The following is a 16178-nucleotide window of genomic DNA, read 5'->3' as shown; positions in this document are numbered from 1 at the left end:
CACCTCCCCGACCCACCACCCCTGACCCGCACTCCTCCCCCCGGCCCCGACGGCCCACCCCTCCGCGACACCCCGAACGGCCCCCCGCCCGGAGGCGGACCCGACGGACCCCCACCACCGGTCAGGGAGACCCCTCCGCCGAGCAGCAGACCCGACACCGACACACCACCCCCGGGAAGCGGGCCCGACCACGGCACCGACACGCCCCCGCCGGACGGCAAGCCCGACGACACACCACCGGCAGGAAACCCCGACCGGGACCCGGGCACGCCCGTACCCAAGAACGAACCCTCCCCCCACCCGCCGACCCCGTCCCTGAACAAGGACCTGGCCTCCCTCTTCGGACGCCACAACGACGAACTCCTCACCCCCTACAACCCCGCCAGCCCCACCGGCGCGGGCGCCTTCGACAACACCACCAAAGCCACCAACGCACGCAACGACTTCGCCGACCTCTTCGCCCGCCACTTCGGCGACCACCTCGGCCAAACCGCAGCACGCGACCTCGGACGCGACTACGCCAACACCCTGGCCACCCACTGGGGACGCCCCGACCTCGGACAACACCTACGCGACACCATCGGCGACCGCCTGCCCCCGCACACGCGCGACCACCTCGCCAACGTCCCCGCCACCCTCCAAAAACCCCTCGCCGACTACTTCTCCACCACCAGCGCCTACGCCCAACAAACCGGCGGCAGCATCGGCAGCGGAGCCACCGAGGGCTACCTCGGCGAAGGCCTGGGCAGCCTCGCCGACGGACGCGGCTGGGAAGCCTCCATCTGGTCCGCCACCGCAGGCGCCAGCCAAGCAGGCATCCAACAAGGCGCCACCGACACCACCCTGGCCACCACCGACCTCTTCCAGAACAAGGACAAACCCAACACCACCCCACCCCCACCACCCCGAACCGAGAGCGATTCCTCCACCGAGAGGGGGTCCGGAGTTCCCGGTGATGGGAACGGGAACGGCTTTCCCGAAGGCGGCTTCGACCGGCAGGACCAGGGCGGATCCGACGGGCAGGACCGGAGCGGGGCAGACCGGCAGGACCGAGGCTCCGGGCGCGACGGCGCCCCCGTCTTCGTCTCGGACGACGCCGGTGACCGTGACGACCACTCCGACATCGACGACGTTCCCGACCTGGTCAGCGACACCGAGAGCGACAGCGGCTCCGAATTCGGCGATCCCGACGACCTCGGCTGGCCCTCGGACGACACCGTACGCGTGCACGACGACGAGGACACGCGTACCCCGTTCTCCGACCCCCTCAAGACCCCCGGAGCCGACAAGGACCCGTTCGCCCCGTACGGTTCCCCGGACCCGAAGTCCTCTCCGCACGGTTTCGGATCCAACCCCTTCCTTCCGGGCCCGGTCCCGCCCGGCCTGACGAACGACCCGCTGACGGTCTACTTCCTCAACGAGATCGTTCCCGCGAACCCCGAGGCGGGACGGTTTCCCCCGGCCCAGGGAACACCTCCTCCGGGCACGGAGACCACCGCGCCACCGACCGCGCAGACGGGGCCCGCTCAGCCGGGAACCGCTCAGCCGGGGACCGCGCCCGCCTCCCCCGGGAACGGGCAGGAGCAGGAGGACCGGTCCGCCCCCTCCACCCCGGCCGGTACCGACAACCCCCAGGAGCAGCCCCTGGGTTCCGGCAACGGTGATGCGCCGACCGTGGAGCGGCCCCCGTCCACCGAGAGCGCGCAGACCCACGTGACCCCGGACGACGCCGACCGTTCGCAGCAGGGAGGCGACGACCGGAACGGTCACACGGCCGACACGGAGCAGGTCGACACGGAGCAGACCGCCCAGAACACGGCGGTGAACGGCACGGACCAGGAGACGCCCGCACCGCTCCCACCGCACGGCACCGAACAACAGGACTCCCCGGAGCACCAGCCCTCACCCCAGCAGCAACCGAAGGACACCACCCCGCCCGACCGGGAAAACCCGGAACAGGAGCAACAGGAGGACCCGGGCCCCGAGCCGGCCTACGCCCCTCCGCCCCCTGGATCCGTATGGACACCCGGACAGCAGAACCCCCTCCCCGCCCCGGCACCGGTGGCCTCGACCGGAGGCACCCAGAACCCGGCCCCCGCTCCGACACCGGAGAGGGAGGGAAGCGGGCGACCGCACCAGAACAGCTCCGACACCCGCGGCACGAACAGCGGCACCTCCGAGAAGCGCCCCGCCCCGGGCGCGGACGACCTCTCGCGGGACCAGGAGACGCCGCCGCTCCCACCGCCCGCCGCACCCGTTCCGACCGACACCGACAGCGCGGTACCGGAGTCGCCGGTACCGTCGGCCGACACCGGTGACACCGGCACGGGCACGGGCACGGGCACGCAGCAGGCACCCCCGCCACCCCCGCAACACATGCCCCCACCGCCGCCCCTGCCTCCGCAGAACAACACCGAAAACACCACCACAACCGACAACAGCGACGCGGACACGCAACAGGCGCCCCCGCCACCCCTGCCGCCGCAGAACACCAACGACAACACCACCGCCGACAGCACCACCGACAACAGCGACGGTGATACGCAACAGCAGCAACAACAGGAGGAGGCCCCGGACGGGAACTACCCGGGCTCCGTGACGCCGGACCGGACGGGCGCCCCCTACGACATCGGCTACCTGCTGACGTCCAGCCTGGTGAACTCCAGCATGATCCACGCCGAGCACCTGCGTTCGTTCGTGGACGACACCCTCTCCGGTAACGCCGGACGCGTCGACGCCGCGGCGCGAGACGCCGTCAGGGAGCAGATCGACGCGCAGGCGCGCAGGCAGATGAGCGCGTTCTTCCGGCCGGAGGGGTTCTCCACCACGGTCACCGGGGCGGACGGCTCCACATGGCGGGCGGACCTGCGGCTCAACCCCTCCCGCGAGGGCTTCCGCCACGCGCCCACACAGCCGGAACAGGGATCGGCCTCCACCGAGCTGAAGCTGGTGGACGAGGCCGGGGAGTCCAACCCGGCCGAGGGCGGCGGCAGCCACGGCGGCAACAAGCTCGTCGGGCTGGGCTTCCAGGTCTCCCCCCTGCTCCTCGGCACGGTGGGCGGAAGCGACATCGGCCCCCGTTTCACCATCAGCTTCTCGGGCGGAACGCGCCAGCGCCAGACCGGTGAGACGACGGCCAGCATCCACGACGGCTACACCAGCTACGAGATCAAGGGCAAGCCCGAGGTCTACGCCGCCGACCTGAGCATGTCCTTCGACCTGACCCCCGTTCCCGCCCCGGGGAACGGACCGGCCCGCGACAACGCACCCGCGGACGGACCCGCCCCCGGCGACGCTCCGGCGAACCGGGGCGTGAACGCCCGGGCCGAGTCCCCCAACGGGGTGCTCCTGGTCCTTCCGGGCAAGGTCGTGGCCAACGCCGGTCCGGAGTCGATCCGCCTGCGCGACCCCTTCGCGACCGAGGACCACCAGCGCGGCCGGGACGACGACGCCAGGCCCGCGGGCCCCCACGCGGACAAGGGGCACCCCGTGTGGGTGGGCGACATCCGCCTGAGCGACGGATCCTCCGACAAGCCCCTCTCCGACTGGGTCGCCGACCACCTCTGGTCCCCCGAGCAGGACCGCGGGTGGTGGCAGCCCGTGGTGGACAAGATGACGCCCGCGTTCGTCGAGAAGCGCAGGCAGCAGAGGCTGGACGCCTTCCGCGACCAGGTCGGGGAGGTTCTCTCGGAGAGGTCCGTCCGCAACAACCTGCCGAAGATGACCTCGGGGCCGGCGGTCTTCACCGTCACCGATCCCTCGGGCACACCCCGCCTGGTGAGCGTCCAGTCGGTGCCCACCTCCTACGACGCCAAGCCCCACACCATCCAGCCCGCGAAGTACATCAAGGGCAACAAGTCCGAACGCGAGAGCGGGACCACGCTCCGCCACCACGACGTCCTCGGCGGGAGCCTGGGCGGGGGCGTGAGCGTCGACGCCGGGGTACCGGGCGGCTCCCGCAAGGTCCGCGTCGACGCGATAGCGCTGGAGGGCGGTGTGCGGGGCCGGGCGACCGAGGAGGGCTCACGGTCGTCGTCGGGATCGGCCAACCGCATCAACTACGGCAAGACCCCGTCGTCCGCCTACGACGTCCAGCGCAACTACTACGTGCACTTCGACGGCGAGCCCACCGTGTACCGCTTCCAGGGCGACACCGTCGAGATCCTCACCGTCCAGGAGGCCCGCATCCTGAACGGGGACGAGCCCTCGGACAAGGTGCCCGCGCCCCCCGCCCCCGTCCGGACGGAAGGGGACGGCACGGCGCCGGCGCCTCCGGCGGTGGACACCCCCGAGGCCGCTCCCGACACCAACGGCGACCAGCGGTCCGGGGACCAGCGGCCCGCGGGCGAACAGGACGGGAGCGAACGACCCGCGGCTGAACAGCCCGCAGGGGAACAGCCCGGCAACGGGCAGGACGGGAACCAGGAAAACGGGGGCACCCGGAGCGGGGAACAGGACCAGCGGCAGGGGGACGGGCAGGACGGGGAGCAGCGCTCCCAGGACGAGCGGTCCGAGGTCCCGCGGCCCCCTCGTCCGAACCTGGCCGAGGAGCGGCCGGTCACCTTCCACGGAGCCGTGCCCCGCGACTTCACCTGGCCCGACGGCAACCAGTACCGCGAGGTCGACGGGCAGCAGCGCAGCATCTACCAGCAGATCGCCCACGAGGTGCTGGCCGGCCTGGCCGCCAAGCGGCCGGGCCTGGTCCTGCCCGAGCTGGCGCGCGACCCGAAGAACTTCGCGCGGCGGCCCGGCCACGAGACCACGGGCCCCTTCACCGGTTCCACGCGCGAGCACCGCCCCTTCCGGCGCGACCACGACGCCGCCGTCTTCAACACCCACCGGGTCATGGACGCGATCTCCGCCTCCGCGTTCAAGAGCGGCACGGACGACCTGACGCTGCACGGCCAGCCCATCCACCTCATCGACACGGGGAGGTTCGACCCCAGCGCGCTGTTCAAGCCGGGCAAGGACATGCTGCGCCCCCCGTTCGTGGCGGTCCGCGTCACCGCGGACTTCTCCGCCCTCAGGCACGCGGGAGAGACCAAGAGGGGCACCGGAGGCGAGTACGCGGGCGCGTCCGAGCGCACCACCGGAGACGGCTCGCAGAGGCGCAAGACGGCCCGGCTCACCACCGGCGCCTACATCCGCCGGACCGACACCATCGACGCGGCCGAGAACCCGAGCGACGGAGGCGTGTTCTCGGTCTCCGTCCAGCTGAACAGGACCAAGGGGGACGGCCGGGGCCTGGGCGTCAAGACCCAGAGCGAGGAGGTCGTCCAGTACGCGGAGGACTCCAGCGTCTGGAACTCCACGGCTCGGTTCTCCGCGAAGCTCTACGAGAACGACGACCTCGGCATGGTCCTAGGCGGTGACAGGCCGCTGGCCGACCGCGGGCACGACCTGCTCGACGCGCCGGTCGAAGCGCTGGCCACGATGGACACGGCCAAGGCCGTCACGGGCGGAGAGCGCGGCGGCCGGGGCGACACCGCCCCGCGGGCCACGCGGATCCGGCCGATACCCGTCGAGCAGGCCAAGGAGATGATCGACGGCCACACGGCACCGGACCCGGGCAGCGTGCGCAAGCGGCGCGACGTGACCGGGACGGTCAGGAGGTGGTTCGGCGGTGGAGGGGACCAGCAGCCTCCGGGCGGACGGCGGGGCGACGGCGCACCGCCCGTCAACCCCGCCCCGCAGCCGGCGAACACCACGGGGAACGGCACCGGGCAGCGGGACACCGGCACCCCCGGCACCGGACAGCAGGACAGCGCGGGGAACAACACGGGGCAGCAGAACACCGGCACCCGGACCGGTGACGTCCCGACCCCGCCGACGACGGAGACCACGGGCACCGACGACAACACCACCGACCAGCAGGACACGGAGACCGCCCCGGCTCCGGACACGAACACGGACACCACCGGACAGGACCGGGGGCAGCCGCGAAGCGACCACGGCAACGTCCCCGACATCCGCACCCCCCAGCAGCGCCGGGCCGAGCTGATCCGCGACCTGGGACCCACCGTCGAGCACGTCAACACCCGGTTCACCACCGGCGACGGCAACCGGGTGGGCAGCCTGCTCGACGCCTCCTACGAGAACTTCTCCTCCGTTCCGCCGTGGGAGAGGGGCGACGGCGTCCAGCGCACCCCCGGAAGGTTCGGGTTCGAGCGCAAGCTGCGGCACTTCCTGGTCCGGGGCCAGGGCAGCAGGCAGTTCTACGCCAACGCCCTCTCCCCGGAGAACCTCGCGGGGAACCCGGCGCTGCAGTCCTCCGGCGGCGCCCGCACGCGTACGGAGATGAGCGGAGGCCTGCTCTCCCCGCACCACGTCCGCGCGACGACGGCCACCCGGTTCGACATCGACTCGGTCGACCGCTTCGAGCAGTCCGACGGCGCGATCGTCTGGAAGGACAGGAACACCCTGGAGGTGTTCACCAGGACGGGGGAGAGGACCGACCTGTCCGTCCTGGCCACCGGCGGGGGCCGGTTCAACACCAACCCCGTCCAGCCGGCCGGGCAGCCCGCCGACGGCACCGCCCCCGCGCCCAACTCCGCGAGCGCTCCCCTGATCCAGCTCGGCCCCTCCGCGGGAAAGAGCCTGTTCGACCGCTACACCAACACCAAACCCACCTCGAAGTTCTCCGAGACGGTCGAGTTCCACCCCAAGATCCCGATGTCGTACGCGTTCTCCGCCTCGGGGCGCGTGACCCAGGCGATGGAGTTCGTCAAGAACTGGAGCATCGGGCCGACGATCCCCCGCGCCGCGCGCTACCGGGGCTGGCAGGCCGACGTCCGCGACCTGGTCACCGGGCTGGTCCACATCCGCGACGCCCACCAGGCGGGCCTGGTCGAGGACCGGGTCGAGGAGACCGAGAGCGGGCCGGTCCGCGTCCCCCAGCCCGAGCCCGACCGGCCCGCGTCCGTGCGGCCGCGCCCGGGCTTCGAGGACTCCGGCAGGATGATCCGGCCGGCCGACCCCGGCGAGGCCCTCCAGAGCCTCGCCGACGACCTGGCCTCGCAGGGATGGGAGCTGACCAGGGACAGCCGGGAGACCATCCTGCACACCCTCAACTCCCACACGGGGCTCAACCCCAACACCGGAACGCCGGTACCGGTGAAGGTCCGCCCCATCGACCACTCGATCGGCGACCTCAACGCCCCGACGACCGCGCCGCTCTCCCTGGACGCCACCGTGAACCTGCGGCTCGACAGGGGCGACACGGAGGTCAAGTACCTGGGCGGCAAGACGGAGTACCGGCAGCGGCAGGGCTGGGAGAACGGGGACAGGCTCCAGCAGGGCGAGGAGGGCTCCGCGTCGGCGGGAGCACAGGGCTCTCTCCCGACACCGCTGCCCCAGTCGGGGGGCGACCAGCCCGGGGGCGCCAGCCCGTCGAGCCGCCCCTACCTGATGGGCCTGTACGGCGACGCCTCCGCGGCGAACGCGCACGGCAACGGCGGAATCGCCCGGAACACGGACAAGCGCTCCGTCCAGCTGACCATGGAGACGCCTTACGCGCGGGTGTCCTCGGACACGCGGCTGACGATCGACCTGCACATATCCGACAAGCAGGGGTTCGCCAACTCCCTGACGCGGGAGACGCCGGGCTCGGGCGGGCGGCGCGACTTCACCGGTACGGGCGACTCGGGCCGGGTGGAGGCGCTCTACCCGACCTCCTACCTCGACCTTCCGGGGGAAGGGGGCACCACCGGCGGGAACGACACCGCCGGGCCGACCGGCGACGGGCGCCGGACGGGGAACCGGACCTCGCCGGAGAACCCCTCCAACGACCACCACGCCTCGCTGGCCGACATGATGCGCAACTGGTCGCGGACCAGGGATCCCGACTCCCGGGGCGACTTCAGGGACGCCGTGGTCCTGCCCACGGCCGTCGAGAACAACGGCAGGGGCGTCCGCGACCTCGCGCACGTCGTCGTGGCCAAGTCGCTGGGCTGGACTCCGCCCGACGACTCCGTCCGCGACGGGCGCTACACCCCGGAGTCCGTCAGGCAGGCGGCCGGGTACGCGGCGGACAAGCTGGGGCTGAACTCCCGGAACAACGCCATCGACCAGTCCCTCAACGGGATCGCCCTCAAGGCCCTCTTCCCCGAGGCCAACACCGAGGGGGGCACCGAGCTGATCGAGATGGGCCGGACCACGTGGGGGGTGCGCGCCGTGCCCCGGCCGGAGACGGCGCGCGTCATCGACTACAACCCGAGCGCGCGCCTGACCGACTCCTCGGAGTCGGGCAGGACCTTCTCCCCCTTCCACAACGACTCGTCCACGACGACCATGGGGTTCGACGCGCGTCCCTCGGGACGCACCGGGACGGGGCCGCCGACGACGGCCACCCTCTACGGTTCGGCCAACACCACGGGGTCGTCCACGTCCGGGGGCGACACCGCGCGGGGGAGCAAGCCGAAGGAGCCTCCCCACTCCGACCGCGTCCGCACCGGGCCCGCCTACCTGGTGGAGATCGACACCACCTGGGCCGTCGGCGCCAGATCCGAGCTGCGCGGTCCCTGGTACAAGCGCTCGGCGCGCTACGTCGGGGACAAGACCGCGGCCGCGGGCAGGTACACCGCGGCCAAGGTGCGCGGCGTGTTCGGCGACCGGAGCGCCCCCGCCCCCGAGCCCTCCCGCCCCGCCCGGTGGCAGCGGGGTGAGACCTCCGCCAAGGTGACCGTCTGGCTCTCCCACGGCGACGCGGTGAAGCTGGGCGTCCTCACCCCCGACAACACCACCCGGATCGCCCCCCTGACCGAGCGGTTCAGCGCTGCCCAGAAGGCGCTCGGCGACGCCGAGAAGGCCTACCTCGACGCCCGCCTGCCGCTGGACGGGGCGGCGGCCGACCGGATCGCCTCCCCCGACGACCCGCGGGTCCGGCGGCGCTACGACGACCTGGAGGCCGTCTACCGGGACCGGCTGGAGAAGTTCAACACGGCGGAGCGCAACTGGGAGAGGGCGCTCAGGGAGCTGCGCGACGGGCTGGCCGCCCCCACCTCCCTCCCCCGCCCGCGCACGCAGAGCGCACCCTCCCTCGACACCATCCAGGAGGAGCCGCCGCCCCCGCCGCAGGGGAACACCCAGGACCCCGCCGCCGATCCCGAGGCCATCGAGCTGCCCGAGCGGAACGACCGGCGACCCGAGCGGGGCGACCGACAGCCCGAGCAGGGCGACCAGCGGCCCGAGCAGGGCACCGGGCGGCGCAGCACCGGACCCGGCCTCCTCGACCAGTTCGGTTCGGACCTCAACCTCCGGCCGAAGGAGGCCGAGCAGAACGACGCACCGCCCGCGCCCGGGCCCCGGACCAAAAGCGGCCCCGCCCCCGAGCCGGAGACCGGCGGCCTGTCCGAGTCCGGTCCGTCCACGAGGACGCCGGAGGAGTGGGACCGGTTCTTCGAGGACCTGGACCTCGGGCGTCCGCTGACCCCGCCGCAGTGGAGGGAGGGGGACTCGTTCTCCGACCGCGGAGGGCAGGGCTCCACCACCCGGCCGGAGACCGCCCACGACCACGGCACGGGCTTGCGACCGGACCAGGAGACCTCCTCGGAGACCTCCTCGATCACCTCGGAGCACCTCAGGGACATGCGGCTCCGGTCGCAGCGGCTGGTGTCGACGGACCCGTCCTTCTCGGGCGAGGCCGGGCAGGCCCTGCCCGACGCGGAACCGACCGGCGACCACGGAGGACGACAGCCCTCCGCCCAGCCGGAGACACACCGCGCCCCCGCCCCGGAGCGCGCCGCCGACCCCGACGACGGACACGCGACGGACGGTACGGAGAGCCTGTACGACGGCGGCGACCAGGAGGAGGCACCGCGCCCCCGCTGGCTCGACAGGCACCACCCGGAAGCGTCATCGCTCAGCGGGGAAGAACGCCGACAGCTGGTGCGGTCGCTCGGGGAACGGGCACTGGCCGTGGGCCCGCCCCTGCCCGAAGGGGTCCGGTACGAGATGGATCTGGGCGGCCCCCACGACACCGCCTGGCTCGACGCCCAGACAGGACAGCTCTCCTCCCAGGCCCCGTGGACCGACGGCCTGCCCGGTCCTTCCACGGCCCCGAGCACGCCGCGGGAGCAGGACCGGCCCGTGGGGAGTCAGAACCAGCGGCCACAGCCGGCACCGTCCGCAGACGACGAACCGTCCCCGTCCGGCACCGGCCCGACGGGCGACCACGGCCGGCAGAGCTCCTCCGACCGGCCGGAGACGCACCGCGACTCCGAAGACCAGCCCGCCCCCCGCCAACCGCGGGCCGACGACCTGTCCGGCCCCTCCACGAACTCGAACCGACGAGAGTGGGACAACCTGCTCCAGGCCTTCCAGGACTGGAGAACCAACTGGCCGAAGCCGCGGACACCGGAGGAGGAGGCCCGGCTACGGAGGGACTGGAGGGCCAAGTGGTCGCTGCCGGACACGTCCGGGCCGGACGGGAACAGACCTTCCCAGCGCGACACCGGCCCGCTCGGCGACCACACGGAACAGCACGCCCCCAGCCAGACGGAAACGCACCACACCCCCGCAGACCAGCCCGCCCCCCGACCGGAGACCGGCCCCGCGCAGGAGGCACAGCGCTCCCCCGTCCCGGCCGAGGTGACCCCCGCCCCCGCCGGACGACCGCGGGGTGAGGCGACCGCGCAACCGCCCCGGCCGGTCCCCCAGCAGACCTCCGGCGCGCAGCCCCGGCCGCCTTCCCGGGCCGAGGGCGACGGGGGCTCCCACACCCCGCCCCAGGACCGCGGGGACATCCCCCAGCAGAAGGAGCACCCGCTCCCGGAGCAACCCTCCGACCCGGACTCCGACCTGTTCGCGTTCTTCGACCAGGCGCTGAACGGCCCCGCGGACAACGCAGACGGCGACTCCGCGCAGGGCACCACGCGCACCTCCTCCGGCGAGGAGACGGCGGCCGGACCCGCTCCGGCCGTCGACGGCGACCGGGTCCGGGAAACCGCGAGCCCCCGGACAGCGCCCAAGGCGACCGAGTCCGACCCGCCCCGGAAGCAGCCCGAGGACGAGGACGGGCAGACAGCGAAGGAAGAGGACACGACCGGGGACGGTTCCGAGGACGCCCCCGACGGGAACGGCCGGAAGAAGGACGGCGACGAGGACGGCGACGAGGACGGCATCGGAGGCGGCGAAGGCTCCAGCGGCAACCAGTCCGGAGGCAGCGGCGGTGGCGGTGACCGGTCCGGCAGCGGTGGCGGTAACCAAGCCAGCGACCGGTCCGGCAACCGGTCCGAGGACAGGGACGGCTCCGAAGGCAGCAGCGGAGGCCCCGCCCCGGAGGGGGACGGCAGTCACTCCTCCGCACGGCCGCAACCCGACTCCGCGTCCCAGGAAGGCGTTCCCGACACCACCGGGCAGGACCGGCACACGGACGTGTCCGCCGGAGCCGAGAACACCAACCAAGACAACACCCAGGAAACCCAGGAAAAAGACAACAGACCAGCCACCGAGATCCTCGGACTGGAAGGCGAACCCGAAGGAGACCCCTGGTTCCCGAGCGACCTCACCGACGGAAGAATCCTCGGCACCATCCCCGACAACCGCACAGGAAAGGACAACAACGGCAAAATAATCACGGTCGACGGAAAGCCACTACAAGGATTCCAGAACGACCTGCTCACCATGCGCGCAACGGAGATCAAAAATATCTTCAAAGAAAAGATCCCCGTCAAAGTTGATTCGAGGACCTTCCGCAGACCCGACGTAAAGCCCCCCTCGGATCCGGACGCGAACCCCCTCACCGAGGTCATCCTCGCCAAGAACGACCTGGGGGCAGTCAACGGCGCGGTGAACGCGATCGTCGTGGACCGCGTCACCGGAACCGTAGCGGAAGGACTCAACGGAAGAGCCAGGTTCTCCGTCATCCCCGAAGACCAACTACACCCCAAGCTGAAAGAGCGCATCGACGCCATGTACAGCGAGAGGGGATACCCCATGTACGATCCCCTCACCGGCGAACCCATGATGGTGACCGACAGAAACGGCCAAAGCACCCAAAGAACCAGCTCCTACCCCCACAACGACTTCCCCACCCGACACGCGGAGATCAAGGCGCTCAACACACTCCTCTGGGAACGCGACGACGCGGAGATCAGCGATTTCCAACTCGACACCTGGTTCACCCTCAAGGACGACGGTTCGATCTGCCCGTGCTGCGCGAACTGCACCCAGATCACCAGGGGAGCACGCGCGCCCCGCTCCGGAAAGAACTCACACCCCCCGGGCCACCCGGAATGGTCCAGAAACTACAACGACGGATTCCCCGATGCGCAGAGCTGACGACGAGGACCTCGACCACCTGGAGGAGACCGCAGCCGTACTCCACGGCAGAGGCTTCACCGGACAGGTGGTGGAGGCGGACGAGACCGAGGTGACGGCCCGCACCTTCGTCAACGGCGTCGCGAGCGGCCCCGACCTCTCCTGGAACGGCCGAGGCCAGCTCGTCTCCCTGGGCAACCTCGCCACCGGAGGACTGCCCGTCGGCCCCTCCCACCACTGGGACGCCCAGGGCCGCCTGGTGTTCGAGTACATCAACGACGTCTCCGGCAACCACCGCCTCTCCCGGCGGTGGGACGCCTCGGGCCGCCTCGTCAGCGAAGAACGCCACGAAGCCCAGTTCGGCGGGTTCGACCCCGCCACCGGGGAGAAGGTGTTCCTGCCCTGGCGGAGGATCAGGCTGGCCCCGGACATGCGGCCCCCCGAACACGGGGGCTTCCTGCCCGCGGTCGGTCTCGGCGCCCTCACCGTCGCGGACGTGGAGGGGCTCGGCCGCCGGGTTCTGCTGAAGGGCACGCCCTACACCGGGGAAGCCGTCACCCGCGACCGCCGGGGCCGGGCCCAGATGCACACCTTCGTCGAGGGCGTCGAGGACGGCCCCACTCTGACCTGGGCGCCCAGCGGCAAACTCGTCATCCAGGGCATCACCCAGCACCCCCACGGCCCCATCGGCCCCTGGCACCAGTGGGACGAACAAGGACGGCTCCTGCGTGAGATCGTCCACGACGCCCTGGGCAACCGCGTCATCACCCGCGAATTCGACCAGTCCGGAAACATCACCCGCGAAGAGCGCAGGCCCCCCACACGCCTGGCCCGCGACCCCGAAACCGGCGCGGAGTACCCCGCCCCCTGGCTCTGAGGGCCACCGCACCCGTCGCGGCGACCCGCGGAGCCCTCGTCCCTCCTTCCGCGGAGCCCCTGCTCCGGAGGGAAACGGGCTCTTCGCAGTCGAGGGGGCGGTCGGGGGCGCCTGCGGGCGGGCGCCGGGGTCCAGCGTCCGGAAGACCCCGACATGCTCCACGCCGTCTTCGCCAGGCCGCGTTCACCGATGAGCGGCCAGCACCGCCGCGAGGCCCTCTCGCAGGTCCTTGACGAAATACCCGGGAACCTCCAGCGACGGAAAGTGCCCCCCGGTTTCGGGCTCCCTCCATCGGACGATCTGCCGGTACCGCTCCTGCGCCCAGGGGCGCGGATACTTCTCGATGTCGCGGGGATAGACACTGATCGCCGACGGGACGTCGACCCGGAGTTCGGGGTCCAGCGAGTTGTGGCTCTCGTAGTAGATGCGGGCCGACGACGCGCCGGTCCGCGTCAGCCAGTACAGGGTGACGTTGTCGAGAACGCGGTCTCTGGAAATCGTCTCGAACGGGCTGTCCTCGGTGTCCGACCACTCGGCGAACTTGTCGAGGAGCCAGGCGAGAAGCCCGACCGGTGAGTCGACGAGCGAGCAGCCGATGGTCTGCGGCCGGGTCGCCTGCTGCTTGGCGTACGCCGCGCGGTGGCGCCGGAAATCGCGGGTTTCCTCGGTCCACCTACGCTCGACCGCCGTCAGCCCGGGCGGGGCCTTCGCGAACGTCGTGTGGATGCCGAGGACGTGCGCCGGGAACCTGCCGCCGAGGACCGTGGTGATGCCGAGTTCCCTGACTTCCGCCTCGGCAACGTGCTGGCGACCAGCTTCACGGCGACCCTGACGGAGCGGCGTGGCAACGCCGTGGAGCGCATCCCCACGCCGCACCGGCTCGTCGACTGGCTGGCGGTGAACGGCCTCGCCGTGGACTCCTGCACCACCGCCCAGCTCGACCTCGCCCGGGAGCTGAGGGAGTCGATCCACGCCGCCGCGACGGCGGCCGCGTTGCGGCACGCCCTCCCCGCCTCTGCCGTCCACGTCATCAATGACCGCAGCGCTCAGGGGCGGGCCGCGGCGGTCCTGACGTCCGGGGGCGAGCGGCGATGGCGGCTCAGCTCGGCTTCCCGCGTGGAAGACGCCCTCAGCGTGATCGCAGCCGACGCGATCAGCGTCATCGCGGGCGAACGGGACGGAAGACTGGCCTTGTGCGCATCACCGACCTGCCAAGCCGCCTTCTTCGACACCAGCCAGAGCCGCACCCGCAAATGGTGTGACATGAACACGTGCGGGAATCGGCAGAAGAAAGCGCGCTTCAAGGCCAACCAGCGCAAAAACCCCGGATCAGCGGAGTGATCGTTACCTGGGCAAGCACGTGGCGCGGGCCGTGACCGACGTGGTCACCAGCGGCGCCCCGACAGCGATGAACCGGGAAACGACGCGGGCCCGTCACCGGACGCTCATGGAACGTACACGGGAAACCGAGTACGCTACCGCAGTCGGCCCTCCCACCCGAGGCCCCGCCCGCACGGACAGCGGCCCCTCTCGCGGCGACGACCACAGTCCCGTCCAGCGCGGAAGGGCCCCGACGGGACGGCTGTGAACAGGTCCCGGAAACGGCGCATCGCGGGGAGGCCGGCGTAGGAACGGGACCTCCCCCGTGCCCCTCCCCCCGCGCACGGCCTCCGCGCGGGAGGACGCACCCCCGCGCCCCGCCCGGGTCGCCCCACCGGACGCGGAGCACCCCGAGGACCCCCAGACAGTCTGGAGCACACAGCAGGTGACCGCACACAACGATCCGGGGACGGCCCGCTCCAGGCGCCGCCGCACCGCCGCCGCGGCGCTGGCCCTGGGACTCCTCGCCCCCCTCCCGGCGGCTCCGGCGGCGGCCGAGACGCCCCAGGACCCCGTCTCGCTCACGCAGGTCCACCCCTTCAAGGGCGACAGCCAGCCGTGTGTGGCCGCCGGCGGGGACGTCGTGGAGCAGACCCCCTGGACCCACCACTTCCTCGGCCTGTCGCGTGCCCACGAACTGAGCACCGGCGAGGGGGCGGGCGTGGCGCTGCTGGTCCCGGAGGTGGACGGCGGCGCCCCCGCGCTGGCCGGCGCCGTGGAGGGCGGGCAGTCCACCGACTGCCTCGGGTTCGGCACGTCGCTGGCAGGCGTGGTCGCCGCCCGCCGGGTGGAGGGCAGCGGCCTGCTCGGGGTGGCACCGGGCGCGTCGGTGACGGCCGTGGCGACGGGGGATCCCCGGACCGGTCTGGCCACCTCGCAGGAGGTCGCCGCCGGGATCGGAGGCGCGGTGGACTCCGGGGCCCGCGTGGTCCTGGTGGGCACGGGCGCGTGGGAGGGGTCCGCGGCCCTGGAGTCCGCGGTGGCCGCCGCCGAGGAGGCCGACGCGCTGGTCGTGGCCCCGGCGACGGTCCCCACGTCGCGGGGGCCGATGCCGGGCCACCCCGCCCAGCACGCGGCGGTGCTGAGCGTGGCCGCGCACGACGTGGAGGGCGTGCCCGTGGCCCAGGGCCCGCTGGTCCTGCCCAGCGGCGACCTGGCCCGCGTGGACCTGACCGCGCCGGGCGACCGGGTGGTGGGGACCGGCCCGGGCGGTGGCCACGTGGCCACCGCGGGCGACGGCGTGGCCGCGGCGTTCGTGGCGGGGGCCGCGGCCCTGCTCATGGCGCGGGAGCCGGACCTGAGCGCCGAGCAGGTGCGCGAGCGGCTGACCACCACGGCCTACGCCTCCCCGCGGGGGGACGCGGACCCGCTGTCGGGACACGGCCGGGTCGACCCGCTGGCGGCGTTGGCCATCGCCCCGGGCGGCACCCCCGCCGGGGTGGCGGGCGAGGGGTTCGTCCCCGACCCCTCTCCCGAGGGTTCGGTGGACGCGCCGCCCACGGCGGCCGTCGTGTCCGCCGCGCTCCTGCTCATCGTGCTGTGCGGCCTGGGCGGGGCGGTGGTCAAGCGCGGACGCGCGCGCGGCTGGCGTCCGGCCGCCCCCGGCGAACCGGTGCGCTGACGCGCGGAAGGGGCCCGATGCGCACCACATGGTGTGCCCCGG

Annotated in this window: 5 protein-coding genes; 4 read left to right on the top strand and 1 reads right to left on the bottom strand. The window is 72.6% G+C overall.

The genetic code is table 11. The annotated features are described in order from the left end of the window. Positions 1-12279, top strand: a 12279-nt coding sequence (locus tag A6A08_RS27965) for a hypothetical protein (protein WP_073702857.1), incomplete at its 5' end; no start/stop codon positions are given. Further along, positions 12266-13135, top strand: coding sequence for a hypothetical protein (locus A6A08_RS13015; protein ID WP_073702856.1), 870 nt, complete (start codon positions 12266-12268; stop codon positions 13133-13135). The genes A6A08_RS27965 and A6A08_RS13015, both read left to right, overlap by 14 nt. Positions 13136-13318: 183 nt before the next feature. Here the strand turns inward: A6A08_RS13015 and A6A08_RS13010 are convergent, their stop codons facing one another. Then, positions 13319-14011: a hypothetical protein gene (locus tag A6A08_RS13010; protein ID WP_242422515.1), complete on the bottom strand. Its 693-nt coding sequence runs from the start codon at positions 14009-14011 to the stop codon at positions 13319-13321. Here A6A08_RS13010 and A6A08_RS13005 point away from each other — a divergent pair. Both A6A08_RS13005 and A6A08_RS13000 read left to right on the top strand, forming a co-directional pair. After that, a complete protein-coding gene (locus A6A08_RS13005; RefSeq protein WP_199866919.1) occupies positions 13937-14476 on the top strand; it encodes a CGNR zinc finger domain-containing protein in 540 nt (179 codons plus the stop codon). The genes A6A08_RS13010 and A6A08_RS13005 overlap by 75 nt on opposite strands. 424 nt (positions 14477-14900) lie before the next feature. Then, complete coding sequence (locus A6A08_RS13000; RefSeq protein WP_073702862.1) at positions 14901-16136, top strand: S8 family serine peptidase; 1236 nt, start codon at positions 14901-14903, stop codon at positions 16134-16136. The last annotated feature ends 42 nt before the right edge of the window (positions 16137-16178 follow it).

It is taken from the genome of Nocardiopsis sp. TSRI0078, assembly GCF_001905145.1.
Classification (GTDB): Bacteria; Actinomycetota; Actinomycetes; order Streptosporangiales; family Streptosporangiaceae; genus Nocardiopsis.
Note: the sequence above shows the minus strand (reverse complement) of the source record. Positions and strands in the feature narration are given on the sequence as shown.

What these genes read in the sequence shown, in the direction of transcription:
- A6A08_RS13015 (WP_073702856.1), top strand. Translation starts at nt 12,266, where the DNA reads ATGCGCAGAGCTGACGACGAGGACCTCGACCACCTGGAGGAGACCGCA.